Genomic DNA, 16638 nt, shown 5'->3' with positions numbered 1-16638 from the left:
CCATGGATTTCCCCTCGTACCTGGGCACGATGCCGATGCACGCGATCACGGAGATCCACGGGGAGCCCGGCCTGCTGGCCCGCTTCCGGCTGGAGATCGGCGCGTTCGACGCCGACGCGCGGCGACGCCTGACCGAGGCCCTCGACCTCGCCGCCGACCTGCACCGCGACGACCGGCGGGTACGCGAGCCGTACCTGAACCACCTGTTGCGGGTGGCGATCCGGCTGATGCACCACTACCAGGTCCGTGACGTCGACGTGATCGTCGCGGGTCTGCTGCACGACGCGGTGGAGGACCACCCGGTCGAGCTGGCCGGGGACCTCCCCGAGGCCGCGGACCCGGTGCCGGCCGCGCTCGCCGCGCTCGCCGATCGGTTCGGCCCCCGGGTCGCCCAGCTCGTCGCGGCGGTCACCAACCCGGCCTGGGACCCGGACCGCGACCGGCACGTCCAGTACCGGGAACACGTCGCGGCCAGCCTCGACCGGGACCCGTGGGCGCGGGTCATCAAGATCTCCGACTTCACCGACAACGGCGTCGGGGTGATCCACACCGTCGGGCCGAAGGTGACCTCGTCGGCCCGCAAGTACCGGCCGCTGGTGCCGGTACTGCGGGAGTTGGTCGCCCGGCCGGACACCCCGCTCACGCCCGAGGTCAAGGAGCACATCTTCGCCCAGCTCGACCTGGCCGAGGAACGGTTCCGGGCGATCCTCGACGACCCGGCCCACACCCACTGACCGACGGCCCTGCCGGAGAGGTCTCCGGCAGGGCCTGGTCGGCCGGTGAGCCCTCGATCCCCGGCTCGGTCCGGGCCAGCTCGGCGACCCTCCGGGTCAGCCGGTGAGGTCGCGGCGGCGGAACCCGGCCAGGCCGGCGGCGAGCAGCAGCACCGCGATCCCGGTCAGCACGGCCAGTGGCAACACCGTCAGGTCCGTCGCCGGCAGCGCCGGCACGTGCGTGTACGGCGAGAGGTCGAGCATCACCTGCGGCAGCTCCAGCACCGCCCCGAGCTGCCCGAGCAGCAGGAACACGATCAACGTCGCCCAGGACAGCGGCACCGCCGCGCGGGGCAGCAGCCCGAAGAACAGCACCACCACCCCGGCCAGCACCAGCAGCGCCGGCACCCGGACCAGGGCCGCGCCGGTCAGCTCACCGATCCGGCCGACCGGGTCGCCGGCGACCGTGGCGTACCCGGCTCCGGTGCTGACCCCGGCCAGGACCATCAGGCCGGTCGCGCCGAGCACCGTGGTGGCCAGGTGGCCGGCCAGCCAGCGGGGCCGGCCGACGGGGGTGGCCAGCAGCGCCTCCAGGGTGCCGTCGGTCTCCTCGGTGCGGGTGCGCAGCACCGACTGGACGACGTACGCGCCGATGGTCAGCGCGAAGATCCCGAGCATCGCGGTCAGGTACGCGTCGACCAGGTTCGCCCCGCCGCCGAGCTGACCGATCGCCTCGGCCGCTGCGGCGTTCTCCCCGATCATGTTCTGAACCTCGTCGGCGGCGAGCCCCATGGCGAAGCCGAGCACGGCGACCCCGACCGCCCAGCCGAGCAGGGCGGCGCGTTGCAACCGCCAGGCCAGGCCGAACGGGCTGAGCAGGCCCCGGGGCGCCACGGCCGGGCCGCGCCGGATGGCGAGCAGGCCGGCCCCGAGGTCCCGCCGGTTCGTCAGCAGGTACGCGGCCAGCGCCGCCACAGCCAGCAGCGCGGCGGGCAGGAGGAGCACCCACCAGCGCTCGTGGTCGTACGGGCGGATCTGGGTCGCCCAGCCGAGCGGGGAGAGCCACGCCGGCCAGGCGCTGACCACACGCAGTCCGTCGGGCGTGATGTCGCCGAACACGTCACCGGCGGCGCGGAGCGCGAACGCCACCCCGACGACCGCCGCGGCGAGCGCGTTCGCGCCCCGGGAGGTGCCGGAGAGCTGGGCGGTCACCGCGGCGACCGCCGCGAAGGAGATCCCGACGGTGGCGACCGCGGCGGCGGTGGCGACCGACCCGCCGGCCGGCAGGCCCGCGCCGACCAGGGCGAGGGCGACCAGCGCGGCGGTGAGCAGGTTGGCCGCGACGGTGACCAGCAGGGCGGCGGTGAGCGAGGCGTACCGGCCGAGCACAGCGGCGCCGAGCAGCTCGGCGCGGCCGGTCTCCTCGTTCTGCCGGGTGTGCCGGACCACGGCGAAGGTGCTCAGCAGCGCGGTGAGGACGGCGAGGGTCAGGTACGACTCGGCGAACACCACCGAGCCCAGGCTCGGCCCGCCGACCGGCCCGTTGAACGCGCGGGCGACCAGGCTGGCCGCCGCGGTCGTGGCGTAGCCGATCCGGTCCCGTTCCCCGGCGTAGATGCCGGCGACGCTGGCGGCCAGCGCGGCGGTCAGCAGTGGCGTACCGACCAGCCAGAACGCCAGCCTGATCCGGTCTCTGCGCAGCACCAGCCGGACCAGGTGGCCGGTGCCGGTGAGGGCGCTCACCGCTGCCCCGCCGAGGTGGTCGCGGTGCGGGGAGTGACCCGGCTGCCGTAGTGGGCCAGGAACAGCTCCTCGAGAGTGGGCGGCGCGCTGATCAGCGACCGTACGCCGAACCGGACCAGGTGGGCCAGCAGGTCGTCCAGGTGCGCGGGGTCGACCTCCAGGTGGAGCCGGCCGTCGGCCTCACCGACCGCGTGCGTCCCGGCGAGCTGGTCGAGCCCGGTCACCGGGCGTGCGGTCTCGACGGTGACCGACAGCCGGGTGAGGTGACGCAGCTCGGCGAGGGTGCCGGACTCGACGGTGCGGCCCTCCCGGATGATGCTGACCCGGTCGCAGAGCGCCTCGACCTCGGCGAGCACGTGACTGGAGAGGAGCACGGTGCCGCCGTCGCGCTTGATCCGCCGGACCTCGTCCTGGAAGACCGCCTCCATCAGCGGGTCCAGGCCGGAGGTCGGCTCGTCCAGCACGTACAGCTCGGCGGCGGCGGCGAACGCCGCGACGATCGCCACCTTCTGCCGGTTGCCCTTGGAATAGGTGCGGCACTTCTTCGTGGGGTCGAGGTCGAACCGCTGGAGCAGCTCGTCGCGCCGCCGCCGGTCGAGTCCGCCGCGCAGCGCGCCGAGCAGGTCGATGGCCTCGCCGCCGGAGAGGTTCGGCCAGAGGTTGACGTCACCGGGCACGTACGCGAGCCGGCGGTGCAGGGCGACGGCGTCCCGCCACGGGTCGCCGCCGAGCAGTCGTACGTCCCCGGAGTCCCACCGCAGCAGCCCGAGCAGGACCCGGATGGTGGTGGACTTGCCGGCGCCGTTCGGACCGAGGAAGCCATGCACCTCCCCCGCCTCGACGCGCAGGTCGAGCCCGTCCAGGGCCCGGGTGCGGCCGAAGGTCTTGACCAGGTCGTTGACCGAGATGACGGCCATGACGCCTCCTGTCGTTCACAAACCGAACAGTGCACACTGTACTGACCGATGGTCAGCGTAACCACCCGCCGCCACCGGACACCGGTCAGCCGGCGCTACGCTGGCCGTCGTGGATACGGAGGAGTCGGGCGACACCCGGAGCAGGATCCTGCGCACCGCGCTGGACCTGTTCGCGGTACGCGGCTACCAGCGCACCGCGCTGCGCGAGATCGCCGAGCGGCTGCAACTGACCAAGGCGGCCATCCTGTACCACTTCCCCACCAAGGAACACCTGCTCGCAGCCCTGGTCGAGCCGCTCCTGGCCGACCTGGAGGCGCTGCTGGAGGCCGCCGGCCAGCTACCGCCGGGGCGCGGCCGGTGGATGCTGCTGGAGGGGTTCGTGGACACCATGCTCGCGCACCGCCGGCCGCTCGGCATGCTCTTCCACGACATGACGCTCGTCGCGCGCGGGCCGACGTACCAGCGGCTGGTGCGGATCGCGCTGCGCGCCAACGACATCGTCGCCGGGCCGGACGCCGACCGACGCGGCCGGGTCCGGGCCACCCAGGCGATCGCGGCCTGCTCGGACCCGGTGGTCTTCTTCGCCGACGTCCCGCCGGACGTGCTACGCGCGGACATGCTCGACGGGGTACACCGGCTGCTGGACGGCCCGGACGCCCCCGCCGTACCGGCCAGCCCCCGCCGACCCGGCCGGCCCCGGGCGATGAGCGGCGGTCAGATCGCCACCGCCCGCCGGATGCACGCGACCGGCGGGCACTCGGTGGAGGAGATCGCCACGGCGCTGGGCGTCTCCCGGGCCACCGTCTACCGACACCTGGACCCCGATTAATGAGACGGTTTCTGCGACAGTTCTGAGACGGTTGTGAGACAGCCGACCATCGACCGGACCTACGGCGGACTGGTCGAGTCGGCCGCTGCCCGAGCCGGCGACCGCGCGGACGGCACGGGGCCTTCCGCGGCTTCGGCTACCCGGACTGGAACTGGGTGTAGGTGGCGATCGGCGCACCGTCGACGCCGTACGCGACCAGGCGGCCGTGCGCGAGGCTGGCGCTGCGGAACGAGAACAGCCGCTGCCCCGGATACGCCTCGACCAGCGGTATGACCCGGGGCGGGCCGCCGGGGGCCGACCGGTACTCCAGCCGGGACACGGTGTCGTCGACCACCCCGTTGACCCGTACCTTCGTCCGTTCGGTGGCCAGCCCGAAGGTGATCGGCCGGCCGGTCGCCCCGAACTCGCCGCACTGCCGCTCGCTGCGGCAGACGAAGAAGTACCGGGGGTTGTCGACGTCCGTGCGGGTGTACGCCTTGAACGTCGGATCGGCACCGGCGGGCAACGGCTGCACCGCGAAGAACGCCACCATCGCCAGCCCGGCGACGGCCACCCGCCGCCAACCCGGGCTCCGGACCGCCGACCGGTCGGCACCGGCCGCCACCACCGCGACCCCGCCGAAGCCGGCCAGGCAGAGGGCCACGACGGCGAGCGCCCGCGCGTTCTCGAACAGGAACTGCACCCCCGGCGTCGGCGAGACCCGGCTGAGCAGGACGCCCAGCGAGAGCGTCATGACCGCGAGCAGCACACCGCCGGCCACCCGCTGCACCAGCCCTCGCGCCCCGACCAGGAGCATCGCGGCCAGCACCGGCCAGATCTGGTGGTGCGTCCAGGACACCGGGGAGGCCGCCACCGTCGCGCAGCCGACCAGGACCACCGCGTGCGCCGACCGGCCCTCGTGGTGCAGACGCCGGGCCCGGAGCAGGGCCACCGCACAGATCACCGCCACCAGTACGGCCCAGCACAGCGGCAACGCCGACGCGGGCACCCCGACGCGCAGCAGCATCCCGTGCACCGACTGGTTGCCCAGCGAGGCGAGGTTGCCGATCCGGGACGTGTCGAGCATCGTGCCGGTCCAGAAGGTCCAGCTCTCTGCCGGCAGGACCACGGCGGCGACGAGCGCGCACCCGGCGAAGGTGGCGACGGCCCGGCCGGCGTCCCGGTACCGGCCGGAGAAGAGCAGGAAGACCACGAAGAGCAGCGGCGTCAGCTTGACCGCGGCGGCCAGCCCGACCAGCGTGCCCCGGAACCGGGCGGGGGTCAGCCCCAACCCGTCGACCAGCGCCAGCAGGACGATGAAGATACTCACCTGGCCGAACCGCAGGTTGCTCTGGGCCGGGGCGGTGAGCAGCAGCGCGCAGGCGGTGGCCGGCACGGCGAGGTGTCGCCACCCGGCGGGGAACACCCCGGCCCGCCCGAGCGCGCCGGCGATGACGGCGACCGCCGCGCAGGTCATCGCCAGCCAGACCAGCCTGACGGCCGTCTCCGGCACCAGCCCGATCGGCCACAGCACGAGCGCGGCGAAGGGCGGATACGTGAACGGGCCGCCGTTCTCGGCGACGTACCCGTAGAGCGCCCCACCGTCGGCGAGGTGACGCACGGCCCCGTGGTAGATGCGCAGGTCCGACAGACGATCGTTGGCGGGTCGGCGCAGCACCAGCACGGACGATCCGACCGCGATCACCGCGAACAGCAGCCAGAGCGATCCCGCCGCACGACTCCGCATCCGGCCATTCTACGAACCGTCCCACGTGGATTCCCCGGGCCCGACGCGGCCGGCCCGTTACCACTATCGACGCAGCAGGTCGGCCGGGGGCGCGCCGACGCGGGCCCACACCTCCAACGCGTCCCGGTCGACCAGGGCGATACCGAGTTGTCGGGCGAGCTGTCGGCCGTCGCCGCTGGTGAAGAAGCTGTTTGTCACGATCATGCACAGCTCGCCGCCATGCACCGCCCGGCAGGTGCCGGCGAACCGCTGGATCGCCGCGCTGCCAACCCGGTTGGTGGTGCTGTGCCGTTTGCACTGCACCACCACTCGGCGGCCGTCGGGAGCAGTTGCCACGATGTCGGCACCCCGGTCGCCGGCACCGCCGCAGACCCGGACGTCGGAGAAGCCGGACCCGCGCAGCAGCCGGGCGAACCACTGCTCGAACTGCGCTCCGGTCATCATGTCGGTCGCGGCGATGAGCCGGTCCCGTTCGGCCTGCTCGGCGCGCTGCCGCGACCGTACCCGCGCCACCAGGACGGCCGCCGCCACTGCCCCGGCCACCAGCAGGAACGCCACGAACGCGGCCCAGTACGGGTGTCGCCGGACGAGGTCCACCAGCACCGCGAGCGCGGCCAGCCCACCCAGCCCCGCGAGGACCAGAGCGGCCGGAGGTCCGCCGGACGCCGGGCGCCGCGAGGAGCGGCGCCGGTCGTGGGCACGAACCCGGACACCGTTGCGGCGGGTGTGGGACCGGACACGAGGCATGGCGGCTCCCGGGGTCGAGGAGCCCTCAGTTTCCCCATGGGGTACGACAACCCAGCGCCATCGGAGGCGCTACTGTCGGCAACCCGTCACCTCGGAATGTCGTTGACGCACGTAGCCAGCGCGGATGTCGTCAACGCCGCAGTAGTCGACGTACGCCGTACCGCCCGAAAGCGAGGCCGGCGGCGGCCCCGCTCCCGGGCTGGCAAGCGGGTCAGGCGGTGGCGCGCAGCGGGGCGAGCGCCTTGCTCCAGGCGACGACCTCGTCGAGGAGCGTGTCCACCGCGGGCAGGTTGTAGTCGCCGGGCTTGAAGACGCTGTAGTTCTCGAACTCGGTCATCAGCGACAGCACGACCTGCTGGCGCACGTCGGCCATCTTGAGCTCACCGGCGATCAGCCGCAGGTGCTCGACGGCCCGCGCGCCGCCGGCCGAGCCGTAGGAGACGAAACCGACGGCCTTGTTGTTCCACTCGGCGAAGAGGTAGTCGATGGCGTTCTTCAGCACGCCGGAGGTGCTGTGGTTGTACTCCGGCGTGACGATGACGAAGCCGTCGAACGAGGCGATCTTGGCAGCCCACCGCTTGGTGTGCTCCTGCTGGTACTGGCCGAGCGACGCCGGGATCGCCTCGTCGAGGTGCGGCAGCGGATAGTCGGCCAGGTCCACCAGCTCGAACTCGGCGTCGTCCCGGCGCGAGGCGATGTCGAAGACCCACTTCGCCACCTGCTCGCCGTTGCGGCCGGGCCGGGTGCTGCCGATGATGATCCCGATGCGTGTCATGAAGGAGACTCCTGAGCACTTGGAGCGGCCGGATGGAACCGACCTCGTATTTGCCGCGTCAAGCAAACCGGCCAATACTTGTTTTGTCAAACAAGTAGGGTGGGGAGCGTGACGACCGAGCAGACGCCGCAGCAGGGTCCCCTGACCGCCAACGAGGAGGCATTCCTCCGCGCCTTCGCGCGGACGATCATCACCGTCCCCCGGGCCTTCGACGCGGACCTGCTACGGGAGCAGGGCATGTCGATGAGCGAGTACACCGTGCTCCGGCTCCTCTCCGAAGCCCCCGACCGGCGGCTACGGATGAACGACCTGGCCACCGGCGGCGCGCTGTCGATGAGTGGGATGAGCCGGATCGTCGACCGCCTCGAGGCGCAGGACCTGGTCCGCCGGCAACGCTGCCCGAACGACCGGCGCGGCTACCACGCCGTGCTCACCGACGCCGGCTTCGACCGACTGCGGCACGCCTGGCCGACACACCTGGCGAGCGTACGGCGACACGTCTTCGACCACCTGCGCGCGGGCGACCTAGCGGCGTTCACCGCCGCCCTCGAGCGCTTCGCCACCGACGTCCCCTGCCCCGGAACGCCCTGCCCGGACGCCGACCCCACCTGACCTCACCCGAGCGCGCAACCTATATACAGACATCGATGTATCGCCTACGCTTCGTGTTGTCGCCGTCGGGCGACGGAAGACGAATCACCATCATTCAAAGGGGTCTCGTCATGCCGTTGTCGTTCTCTTTCCGGTCCGGGGCACTCGCCGCAGCGGTCGTCCTCGGAATCGGCGCCTCGCTCGCCTCGACCGTCCCGGCCGCCGCCGCCCCGACCGTCGGGCTCCACTGCGAGTCCGAAACCGCCGTTCTCTCCTGCGACGTGCGTTACGCGGACGCCGAGCGGCCGGTGACCATCCGGTGGTCGGTCGACAACATGCAGCGGCCGGCCTGGGACGACCTGACCTCCGTGGCCCAGCGGTGCACGGTGGGTCAGACCTACGCCGTACGGGTCGTCGTCGCCGACCCCACCGGCCGGACCGAGGCGGGCCAGCGGGTCACGTGCCAGCGGGCCACGCCGTAACGGTCCACGGCACCGTTACGCCGCCGTAACGGCGGACAGTCATGCGAATCCGGGTGGGACCACTCCCGCCCGGATTCGTCCGTCCCGGGCAACGCCCGCCACGTCGACCGGCACCGCCGTGCGGGCGGCCCGGCGGGTCAGAGCTGGTAGAAGCCCCGGTAGCGGCGGATCAGCCGCCACTGCACCACCACGGCCGCCACGGTCAGCAGGATCATCACCAGCGTCGCCGCCGCCGCGTAGCCGTACCGCAGGTACTCGAAGGCGTTGCGGTAGACGAAGAGCGACAGGTACGTGGTGGCGTACGGGGGCGGTCCCCCGTCGGTCACCACGAACGCGGGAACGAAGGAGAACTGGAGACTGCCGATCGCGTCCCGGATCAGCAGCAACCCCAGCACCGGCGCCATCAGCGGCAGGGTAATCCGGCGGAACACGTCCCAGCCGGTGGCGTCCTCGATCGCGGCCATCTCGTACACGTCGGCGGGGAGCGCCCGGCGGGCGGCGAGCAGCACCACGAAGGTCTCCCCGATGGTGAACAGGCTCATCAGGACGATCGCGGCGCGGGCGTCGGTCGGATCGGTGAGCCACTGCGGCGGGGTCCGCCCGAACACGGTCAGCCCGTTCTCCCCGCCCAGCCGGAGCACCTGATTGATCGGGCCGTAGAGCGGATTGAGCAGCCAGAGCCAGAGCAGCCCGTACGCGATCTCCGGGACCGCCGTGGGCAGCACAGCCGCCGTACGGGCCGAGCCGACGGCCGGGCCACGCCGGTGCAGCAGCAGCGCCAGACCGAGCGCCAACAGCAGCCGTAGCGGCACCGCGACCAGGGCGAACACCAGCGAGTTGGTCAGCGACACCCGGAACACCGGGTCGTCGACCAGCGCGGTGAAGTTGTCCCACCCGACGAAGGCCGGCGCACGCAGCAGGTCGTACTCGGTGAACGCGAGCACCAGCGTGATCGCGGCGGGCAGCAGCACCAGGCCGACCAGCCCGACCAGGTACGGCGCCAGCATCAGCCGCAACTGCCGCCGGGAGCGGGTGTCGGGGCTCACGCCGTGCCGAGCCGTCGACCGGAGGCGGCGTCGAAGACGTGCGTGTCCGCCCAGCGCACGGTGACCCGGACGGTCGAGCCGGCCCCGGGTCGCCGGGCGGCGGCGACCCGGGCGACCACCCGGTGTCCGCCCGGCAGCGTCAGGTAGGCGTAGGCGTCCTCGCCGACCACCTCGACCCGCTCGACCGTCGCGGCGACGCCGACGTCGTCGGTCGGATCGGCCAGGGTGACCGCCTCCGGCCGGAACCCGAGCAGCCGGTCCCCGCCGGCCGCCGCCGTCGGGGCGTCACCGGGCGGAGTGAACGGCCCGCCGGCCGGCAGCAGGTTCATCGCCGGGGACCCGACGAACCGGGCCACGAACACGCTCGCCGGGGTCCGCCAGATCTCGTCCGGGGTGCCTATCTGCTCGACCCCGCCGTCGCGGAGCACCGCGATCCGGTCGGCGAGCACCAGCGCCTCGGTCTGGTCGTGGGTGACGTGCACCATGGTCGCGCCGAGCCGGTCGTGCAGGGCGCGCAGCTCGGCGCGCATCTCCACCCGCAGCGCCTGGTCGAGGTTGGACAGCGGTTCGTCGAGCAGGAACACGTCCGGTTCGCGGACCAGGGCGCGGGCCAGCGCCACCCGCTGCCGTTCCCCGCCGGAGAGCTGACCCGGCCGGCGGCCGAGCAGCCCGGCGCAGCCCACCGTCTCGGCCGCCGCCCGCGCCCGCTCCCGGGCCGCCGACCGGGGCACGTCGCGTACCTCCAGGCCGAAGGCGATGTTCTCCGCGACCGTCAGGTGCGGGAAGAGCGCGTACGACTGGAACACCATGGAGACGTTGCGCAGTCCCGGACGCAGGGCGGTGACGTCGCGGCCGGCGATCGACACCCGTCCGGCGGTGACCGGTTCCAGCCCGGCCACCACCCGCAGCACGGTGGACTTGCCCGCCCCGGAGGGACCGAGCACCACCAGCAGTTCCCCCCGCGCCACCTCGAGGTCGACGGCGTGCAGCACCTCCGCGCCCCGGTAGGCGGCCGACACACCGGCCAGGGCGAGACCCGCCGTGCTCACCCGTGCTCGCCCCTCGCGAAGATCGGCCGGGTCTCGGTGTCGAGCTGGCGGACCACGTCGTCGAGCCGGTCCCCCCGGAACATGGCGTTCTCCAGGATGCCGTAGCTGACGTCCTCGATCTCCGGCCAGGTGGACACCGTCGGCAGGGCACGGACCGTGGGGATGGCGTCCAGGAAGACCTTCGCGTTGCGTGGCGGCTGCGCCGGGTCGAGGAACGCCGGGGAGTTCGCCACCCCGACATGGGAGGGGACGGTACGCCCGGTGGCCGCGATGATCCGCTGCCCCTCCTCGGCGATGGCGAACTCCAGAAACCGCCACGCGGCGTCGGGGTTCTTCGCGCCCTTCGGCATGCAGTACGCGTCGGAGTGCAGCACCCCCACCGGCTTGCCGTACACCGGCAGCGGGGCGACGTCCCACTCGAAGCCGGTGGCGGTGCGGAAGTTCGTGGTGGCCCGTCGGGAGGTCATCAGCATGGCCAGCCGGCCGTTGGCGAAGCGGGACTCGTCGTCCTCGGCCTCCACCTCCTGGTCGGTGGGCGTCACCCCGTACGCCAGGCGCAGGTCGACCAGGTTCTTGAGGGCCTCCCGGGCCGCCGGGCTGTCCAGGGTGAACCGGGTCGGCTTCGCCGGGTCGTCGACGATCTCCCCGCCGGCGGACCAGACGAACGGGGCGAGGCGGATGATCGACGGTTCGACGCCGAGCCCGTGCACCGCCGGGAGCAGCGCCGCGCCCTCGCTCTCGGTGCCCTTGATCACCGCCCCGTTGGCGGCGCGCGTCATCATCGTGGCGGTCTGCACCATGTCGTTCCAGGTCCAGCCGGCCTTCGGTTCCGCCACGCCGTACTTCTGGAACAGGGTGCGGTTGTAGTAGACGGCCAGGCTGGAGACGTTCTGCGGCAGGCAGAGCTGCCGGCCGTCCCATGTGAAGGCGTCCATCGCCACCGGGTAGTAGTCGGCCGGGTCGAGCTGCTCCGAGGCGGCGATCCGGTCGTCGAGCGGCTCGATCACGTTCTTGGCGGCGAACTGGCCGTAGAAGCGGTAGTTCATCAAAAACAGGTCCGGCGGGGCGCCCCCGGCGACGGAGGTAGCCAGGCGGGCCAGCAGGTCCTTGCGGTCGCTGGCCTCGACGAGCTGCACCCGGGCGTCCGGATGCTTCTTCTCGTACGCGTCGATCAGCGTCCGGTACGCGGCCAGTTCCTCCGGCGCACCGAAGACCAGCAGCCGCACCGGGCCGCCGTCGGACGCGCCGGAGCCGGCACCGCACCCGGTGGCGAGCAGCACGGTGGAGAGCAGCAGCGCGAGCAGCGCCTTCGGTCGCATCATCGTCCGTTCCGGTCGGGGGTGTGCAGGAAACGCCGCTGGGCGAGCACGAACACCACCAGCGCCGGCGCCGTGGCGACGACCGCGCCGGCCAGGAACACCGGGAAGTTCGTCGGGTCCAGCACCGACAGCGAGCGCAGCGCCAGCGGCAGAGTGAACAGGTCGCGGTCGTATACGTAGACCAGCGGGTCGAGGAAGTTGGACCAGGTGAGCACGAAGGTCAACGCGGTCAGGCCGGCGGTCACCGGGCGGACCATCGGCAGGGCCATCCGCCACCACGTCCGCACCGGGCTCAGGTCCTCCACCAGGCAGGCGTCGTACAGCTCCGCAGGCAGCGCCCGGAACGCCAGGTAGTAGACCAGCACGTACAGGGGTGAGGTGCCGACCAGGGCCGGGGCGACCAGCGGGACCAACGTGTCGGTCAGGCCGAGCATCCGGAAGATCGCGAAGCGGGGCACCAGCAGAGCCGTCGCCGGCACCATCAGCGCCACCAGCGAGGCCGCCAGCACGGTGGCGGTGGTACGCGGGGCGAGCCGGGCCATCGCGAACCCGGCCAGCGAGGCCACCAGCACGCTCAACGGCACGGCGACCACCGCGACCAGGACCGAGTTGAGCGAGGCCCGCAGCAACCCGCCCAGCTCGACGGCCTGCTGGTAGCCGACGGTGGCGACCGGCTCCGGCACGAGCTGCGGCGTCGGCGACGGCGGCAGGCCGGGCTCGGTCAGCGAGCCGGAGACCAGCAGCACCAGCGGGGGTACGAAGACCAGGAGGACGAAGGCGGCGCCGAGGGTACGCCAGATCCGCAGCGCACCCTCGGGCAGCGGTGAGGGGCCGCGTCCGCGGCCCCTCACCCGGTTGTCACCGATGATCGTCTACCGCCTAGCCGAGGGTGAGCTGCCAGGCGCCGAGCCCGTGCGACGCGGCGTAGAGGATCCGCTTGCCGGGAACGACGGTCAGGCCGGCGACCTCCACGTTCGGCATGCCGGCCGCCGCCTTGACCCAGCTGGTGCTGCCCTTGGCCAGCCGCAGCACGCCGAAGTCGGTGGACGCGTACAGGTCCCCGGTCACGTCGTCGCGGACCAGGTCGGTGACCGGCTGGTCGCCGAAGTCGTACGACCGGTCGGCCCAGGTGGCCCCGGAACCGGCGACGGTCACCTCGAACGCGTGCCCGAGGGTGGCCGGGGTGTTCGAGTTGAAGCCGCTGTACGAGACCCACATCCGGTTCGGATTCGCCGGGTCGACGTGGATGCTGGTGACGAAGCGGTTCGGGGTGGTCGCCGTGTCGATCCGGGTCCAGGTCACCGCCGACGCCGGCTCGGCGTCCACGTTGTGGCTGACGAACACCCGGCCGGTGCTGGTGGCCGCGTACGCCGTCGACGTGTTGCTGGCGACCCGCTCGATCACCGAGACCGCGCCGCCGGCCCGGTCGCCCCAGGCGGCGTCGGTGAGCCGGGTGGTGCCCAGCTCCGCCCAGTCACCGCAGACATCCTCGTAGGTGCCGGTCCAGGTGTTGCAGATCCGGTTGGCCTCCTCGATGCTCCGGTCGCCCAGACCGAAGGTCTTGGTCCGGTAGACCGTGCGCCCGGTGCCGGCGAACATGGTGCCGCTGACCTTCGGGTCGCTGATGTGCGGGGCGTAGAAGAGTGTGCCCGCGTGGCCGAAGATCGGGTCGGAGACCGAGATCCAGTTACCGATGTCCCCGTTCGCGAAGTTCACCTCGGGGGTGGCGTCGTAGAAGGTGTGGAACCGGAACTCGGACCGACCGACGTCGAAGCCGGACGCGCCGCCGTCGCCGATCATCGTGTTGACCCACTGCTTGCGCTGGCCCTTGTTCTCCCAGGTGCCGTTGTCCTGGGTGCCGCCCTGCAACAGGGTGTGGTCGTGCGGGCTCACCGAGAGGCTGATGTACTGCAACGTCGTCATGCCCTTGTTGATCCCGTCCAGCTTGGTCGGGATCCGGGAGAGCATCTGCTTGCAACGGGCCTTCTGCGCGTCGGTGACCAGGCCACGGTCCGGGTTGTCGCACCACGCCGACCGGTCCACGAACTGGCCGCTGGAGCGCACCAGGCCGCCGTCGCCGGCCTCGAAGAACTGGTACGGGTTGCCCGGGTGGGTGACCAGGGCGTGCTGGTCGGGGTGCATGCCGTTCGGGTGCACCTCGTCGGTGCCGTCGAAGGTCATGTCGGTGCCGCTGACCCCGGCGTCGGTGGAGAGGACCACCGCCCGCTTGTTCGCCACGGTCTCGCCGTACGAGTAGGACCCACCGGTGTAGACGATGTCCGGGTGGCCCTTCGGGGTGTGCACGAAGACGTCGTACCAGCACTGGCCGGTGCACTGGTTGTAGGTGGCGAAGCCCGGGTCGGCCGGGTTCGAGCTGGTCAGGGTGGTGAAGTTCGCCGCCGCGCCGGCCGCGTCGTCGCTACGGAACAGCCGCGAGTACGGGTTGCCGATGTTGCCCTCGTAGACGTACATCCGGGTCTTGCCGTTCGGCAGGGCGGTGACGTCGATCGCGGGGCGGGTCTGGAACATGGCCCGGTTCAGCGAGTCCTTGATCTGCGTCCAGGTCGCGCCGCCGTCCGGCGAACGCCAGACCCCCCGGGCGTACGAGGAGGCGTAGACGACCTGCGGGTCGTGCGGGTCGAGCTTGACGTGCCGGACCCCGCGCGGCGAGCAGGCGGTGGTGTTGTTGTACTCGGCGGCGCTGCCGGTGCACTCGGTGGCGTTGGCCGAGCCGTTGTGCAGGAAGGTCCACCGCTTGCCACCGTCGGTGGACTTGTAGAGGCCCCACTTGGCGGCGTCCGGCACCGGCCGGGTCACCCCGGTGCAGCAGGAGCTGGACATGCCGCGCAGCGCGGTGGTGGTGGCGACGTAGAGGGTCTTCGGGTCGCCCGGCTTGATGGTGATCTCGCCGATGCCCTTGCCGGCGAGGGAGTCCTTGCCGAACGGGCCCTGCCAGGTGAGGCCACCGTTGGTGGACTTGTACAGGCCGACGCCCGCGACGCAGCCGGAGGCGCAGGTGTTCGCCTCACCGGTGCCGACGTAGACGGTCAGGCCGGTCCGGTCGTTACGGTCGATGACGACCGCGCCGGCGGCGTTGATGCCGAGCGGGCCGCCGAGGTAGATCCAGTTCGGCTGCGGGGCGAGGATGTTCAGCGTGCCCCAGACGCCGCCACCGGCCGGGGTGACGTAGGCGCGGCACAGCAGCGGCTTGCAGTCCGGGGCGATGTCGATCGAGGTGACCCGGCCACCGGCGATGTACTCGTTGGGCACGTAGTTCGACGAGTTGCGGAACTCGGTGAACGGGTAGAGGGCCTCGCTCGGGCCGACGTTCGTCCACGTGCCCGGCGTACGGCCGCGCGCTGCCGCGTCGGTCCGCCGCTCGGCCTTGGCGTACGCGTCCTTCGACCGGTCCATCTGGGCGATGCTGATGCTGTCGGCCGGGTAGGCCCGCTCCAGGAACTCCTGCTGGGCGGCGTACCCGGGGCCTTCGGGCGCCATGCCGGTGTTGCCCGGCACCGACTGGTGCAGCTGCTGGAGATGGGCGCCCAACCGGCCGGGCACCTCCCCGCCACCGGCAGCGACGGGGGCGACCTCGGCACCGGACAGGTGGATGCCGGCGGCACCGGTCGTGGCCACCAGGGCCGCGACCGCGAGTCCTACGAATAGGTGGCGACGTCTGCGCTTCACGAGGGGTCCCTCCTGCCGCCGGATCGACGCCGGATTGGCGGCCGTCACTGGCAGCGTCCGAGGTGGAGGATCCCAGAGCTGATCTCGTCAGACAATCCCCCGACCAGCGGTGACGTTCCGGTCACCCAGCCACCGGGACCGCCCCGACGCAGGTGGGAGCAGGTGCGGCAGGGCTGCCGCATGCCAAACCGTTATGAAAACTATCCCCAGATCGCACACCCCCCACCCCTCGTCGATCATGGAGTTGTGGCGCCCAATTTGTGGCGATGGCGAGGTTTGAGAGGTGCCCAAAGTCCATGATCGACGAGGGCGGGCCGGGGGGCGGGGGGCGGGGGGCGGGGGGCTTTCGTTGCGCCCCGGGGCAGGCCGATGCCTCCTCCGATCGGCCTGCCCCGGGAACTCGGGAGAGCCGGTTCCCACCACCGACGTTAATGCCATTTCCGGGCACCGAATGAATCGGTCCGGTAACAGCGGGATTGGTTGTCATACATCGGCAACGATTTGGTATCGCGATCGACACCATGCAATGACGACGCGATTCGGTTGTCATCCTTTTGGTTCTTCGTTCCCCGATGACCAGCGCGGCGACGGCGATGAGCCGATTCCCGGGCAGCCCGGGGTTTCCGCGCCGGGGCCTCGGGAATGCGCATCACCTCGTCGGGTGGCGTCGCCGGAAGGTCGGCGTACCCCGAAGTCGGACGGAGGGTGAGATGAGCGACGACAACGTTGGCCGGGTGGCCCGTTCCCGCGCCGACCACCTGCCGGGCGAGACCGCCGGTGGGCGGATCGACGCGACCGGCGTACGCCCCGGCCGTACCGGCAACTCCCGCGAGGCCGGTCCCCGGCGGGGCACCGGTACGGTGACCGGGGTCGACAACATGCCCCGCAGCGACCTCGACCTGGGCGACACGGCGACCGACGGCCAGGCCGCCGAGGAGGCGATCGGTGCCCGTCCCGGCGAACAGGACACCGAGATCGACGACCGGCGGCAGCCCTGACGGCGGCCCGCCGAGG

General features: G+C 72.1%; 15 protein-coding genes. 5 read left to right on the top strand and 10 right to left on the bottom strand.

All coding sequences use genetic code 11. The features are described 5' to 3' along the window. Positions 1-2: 2 nt before the first annotated feature. On the top strand, positions 3-734 hold the full coding sequence (locus tag GA0074692_RS07220) for an HD domain-containing protein (RefSeq protein WP_091640649.1): 732 nt from the start codon (positions 3-5) through the stop codon (positions 732-734). Positions 735-830: 96 nt separating this feature from the next. Here GA0074692_RS07220 and GA0074692_RS07215 read toward each other — a convergent pair whose 3' ends face one another. After that, on the bottom strand, positions 831-2456 hold the full coding sequence (locus GA0074692_RS07215) for an ABC transporter permease (protein ID WP_091640646.1): 1626 nt from the start codon (positions 2454-2456) through the stop codon (positions 831-833). Beyond that, on the bottom strand, positions 2453-3373 hold the full coding sequence (locus tag GA0074692_RS07210; protein ID WP_091640644.1) for an ABC transporter ATP-binding protein: 921 nt from the start codon (positions 3371-3373) through the stop codon (positions 2453-2455). Before GA0074692_RS07210 ends, GA0074692_RS07215 begins: the two co-directional genes overlap by 4 nt. Before the next feature lie 109 nt (positions 3374-3482). Here GA0074692_RS07210 and GA0074692_RS07205 point away from each other — a divergent pair, with 109 nt between their 5' ends. Continuing rightward, a complete protein-coding gene (locus tag GA0074692_RS07205; RefSeq protein WP_091640642.1) occupies positions 3483-4202 on the top strand; it encodes a TetR family transcriptional regulator in 720 nt (239 codons plus the stop codon). A 136-nt stretch (positions 4203-4338) separates the two neighbouring features. Here the strand turns inward: GA0074692_RS07205 and GA0074692_RS07200 are convergent, their stop codons facing one another. The 3 genes from GA0074692_RS07200 to GA0074692_RS07190 all read right to left on the bottom strand — a co-directional run bounded on the left by GA0074692_RS07200 (position 4339) and on the right by GA0074692_RS07190 (position 7450). Then, the gene (locus GA0074692_RS07200) at positions 4339-5928 is read right to left on the bottom strand and encodes a glycosyltransferase 87 family protein (RefSeq protein ID WP_091640640.1); all 1590 of its coding nucleotides are present in this window, start codon (positions 5926-5928) and stop codon (positions 4339-4341) included. Between the two features lie 63 nt (positions 5929-5991). Beyond that, positions 5992-6675 carry a restriction endonuclease gene (locus GA0074692_RS35280; RefSeq protein ID WP_091640638.1) on the bottom strand — a complete coding sequence of 228 codons (684 nt, stop codon included), beginning with the start codon at positions 6673-6675 and terminating at the stop codon, positions 5992-5994. Between the two features lie 211 nt (positions 6676-6886). Continuing rightward, positions 6887-7450, bottom strand: coding sequence for an NADPH-dependent FMN reductase (locus GA0074692_RS07190; protein ID WP_091640636.1), 564 nt, complete (start codon positions 7448-7450; stop codon positions 6887-6889). A 108-nt stretch (positions 7451-7558) separates the two neighbouring features. Here GA0074692_RS07190 and GA0074692_RS07185 point away from each other — a divergent pair, with 108 nt between their 5' ends. Both GA0074692_RS07185 and GA0074692_RS07180 read left to right on the top strand, forming a co-directional pair. Next, on the top strand, positions 7559-8062 hold the full coding sequence (locus GA0074692_RS07185; protein ID WP_091640634.1) for a MarR family winged helix-turn-helix transcriptional regulator: 504 nt from the start codon (positions 7559-7561) through the stop codon (positions 8060-8062). Positions 8063-8178: 116 nt separating this feature from the next. Next, complete coding sequence (locus GA0074692_RS07180) at positions 8179-8523, top strand: hypothetical protein (protein WP_141725188.1); 345 nt, start codon at positions 8179-8181, stop codon at positions 8521-8523. A gap of 137 nt (positions 8524-8660) precedes the next feature. On the opposite strand, the gene GA0074692_RS07175 is transcribed toward GA0074692_RS07180, so the two are convergent. The 5 genes from GA0074692_RS07175 to GA0074692_RS07155 are packed head-to-tail and all read right to left on the bottom strand — an operon-like array spanning position 8661 to position 15624. Beyond that, positions 8661-9530 (bottom strand): carbohydrate ABC transporter permease, encoded by an 870-nt coding sequence (locus GA0074692_RS07175; protein WP_091652859.1) that lies wholly within the window; start codon positions 9528-9530, stop codon positions 8661-8663. Between the two features lie 35 nt (positions 9531-9565). Further along, on the bottom strand, positions 9566-10618 hold the full coding sequence (locus tag GA0074692_RS07170; RefSeq protein WP_091640629.1) for an ABC transporter ATP-binding protein: 1053 nt from the start codon (positions 10616-10618) through the stop codon (positions 9566-9568). Then, entirely contained in the window at positions 10615-11940 is a 1326-nt protein-coding gene (locus GA0074692_RS07165) for an ABC transporter substrate-binding protein (protein WP_091640626.1), read from the bottom strand. The genes GA0074692_RS07170 and GA0074692_RS07165 overlap by 4 nt, the downstream gene beginning before the upstream one ends. Next, on the bottom strand, positions 11937-12788 hold the full coding sequence (locus GA0074692_RS07160) for a carbohydrate ABC transporter permease (protein ID WP_091640623.1): 852 nt from the start codon (positions 12786-12788) through the stop codon (positions 11937-11939). The genes GA0074692_RS07165 and GA0074692_RS07160 overlap by 4 nt, the downstream gene beginning before the upstream one ends. Before the next feature lie 28 nt (positions 12789-12816). Further along, on the bottom strand, positions 12817-15624 hold the full coding sequence (locus tag GA0074692_RS07155; protein ID WP_091652856.1) for a beta propeller repeat protein: 2808 nt from the start codon (positions 15622-15624) through the stop codon (positions 12817-12819). Positions 15625-16334: 710 nt separating this feature from the next. On the opposite strand from GA0074692_RS07155, the gene GA0074692_RS07150 reads away from it, so the two are divergent. Beyond that, positions 16335-16622, top strand: coding sequence for a hypothetical protein (locus GA0074692_RS07150; protein WP_091640620.1), 288 nt, complete (start codon positions 16335-16337; stop codon positions 16620-16622). The last annotated feature ends 16 nt before the right edge of the window (positions 16623-16638 follow it).

Origin of the sequence: Micromonospora pallida (assembly GCF_900090325.1) — a bacterium.
Lineage (GTDB): Bacteria > Actinomycetota > Actinomycetes > Mycobacteriales > Micromonosporaceae > Micromonospora > Micromonospora pallida.
The sequence above is the reverse complement of the archived record's forward strand: the minus strand, read 5'-3'. Positions and strand labels throughout refer to the sequence as shown.

Bases quoted from the DNA above. Each gene is read 5' to 3' on its own strand.
- GA0074692_RS07220 (WP_091640649.1), top strand. From the start codon at position 3: ATGGATTTCCCCTCGTACCTGGGCACGATGCCGATGCACGCGATCACG.
- GA0074692_RS07210 (WP_091640644.1), bottom strand. From the start codon at position 3,373: ATGGCCGTCATCTCGGTCAACGACCTGGTCAAGACCTTCGGCCGCACC.
- GA0074692_RS07200 (WP_091640640.1), bottom strand. From the start codon at position 5,928: ATGCGGAGTCGTGCGGCGGGATCGCTCTGGCTGCTGTTCGCGGTGATC.
- GA0074692_RS35280 (WP_091640638.1), bottom strand. From the start codon at position 6,675: ATGCCTCGTGTCCGGTCCCACACCCGCCGCAACGGTGTCCGGGTTCGT.
- GA0074692_RS07190 (WP_091640636.1), bottom strand. From the start codon at position 7,450: ATGACACGCATCGGGATCATCATCGGCAGCACCCGGCCCGGCCGCAAC.
- GA0074692_RS07175 (WP_091652859.1), bottom strand. From the start codon at position 9,530: ATGCTGGCGCCGTACCTGGTCGGGCTGGTCGGCCTGGTGCTGCTGCCC.
- GA0074692_RS07165 (WP_091640626.1), bottom strand. From the start codon at position 11,940: ATGATGCGACCGAAGGCGCTGCTCGCGCTGCTGCTCTCCACCGTGCTG.
- GA0074692_RS07150 (WP_091640620.1), top strand. From the start codon at position 16,335: ATGAGCGACGACAACGTTGGCCGGGTGGCCCGTTCCCGCGCCGACCAC.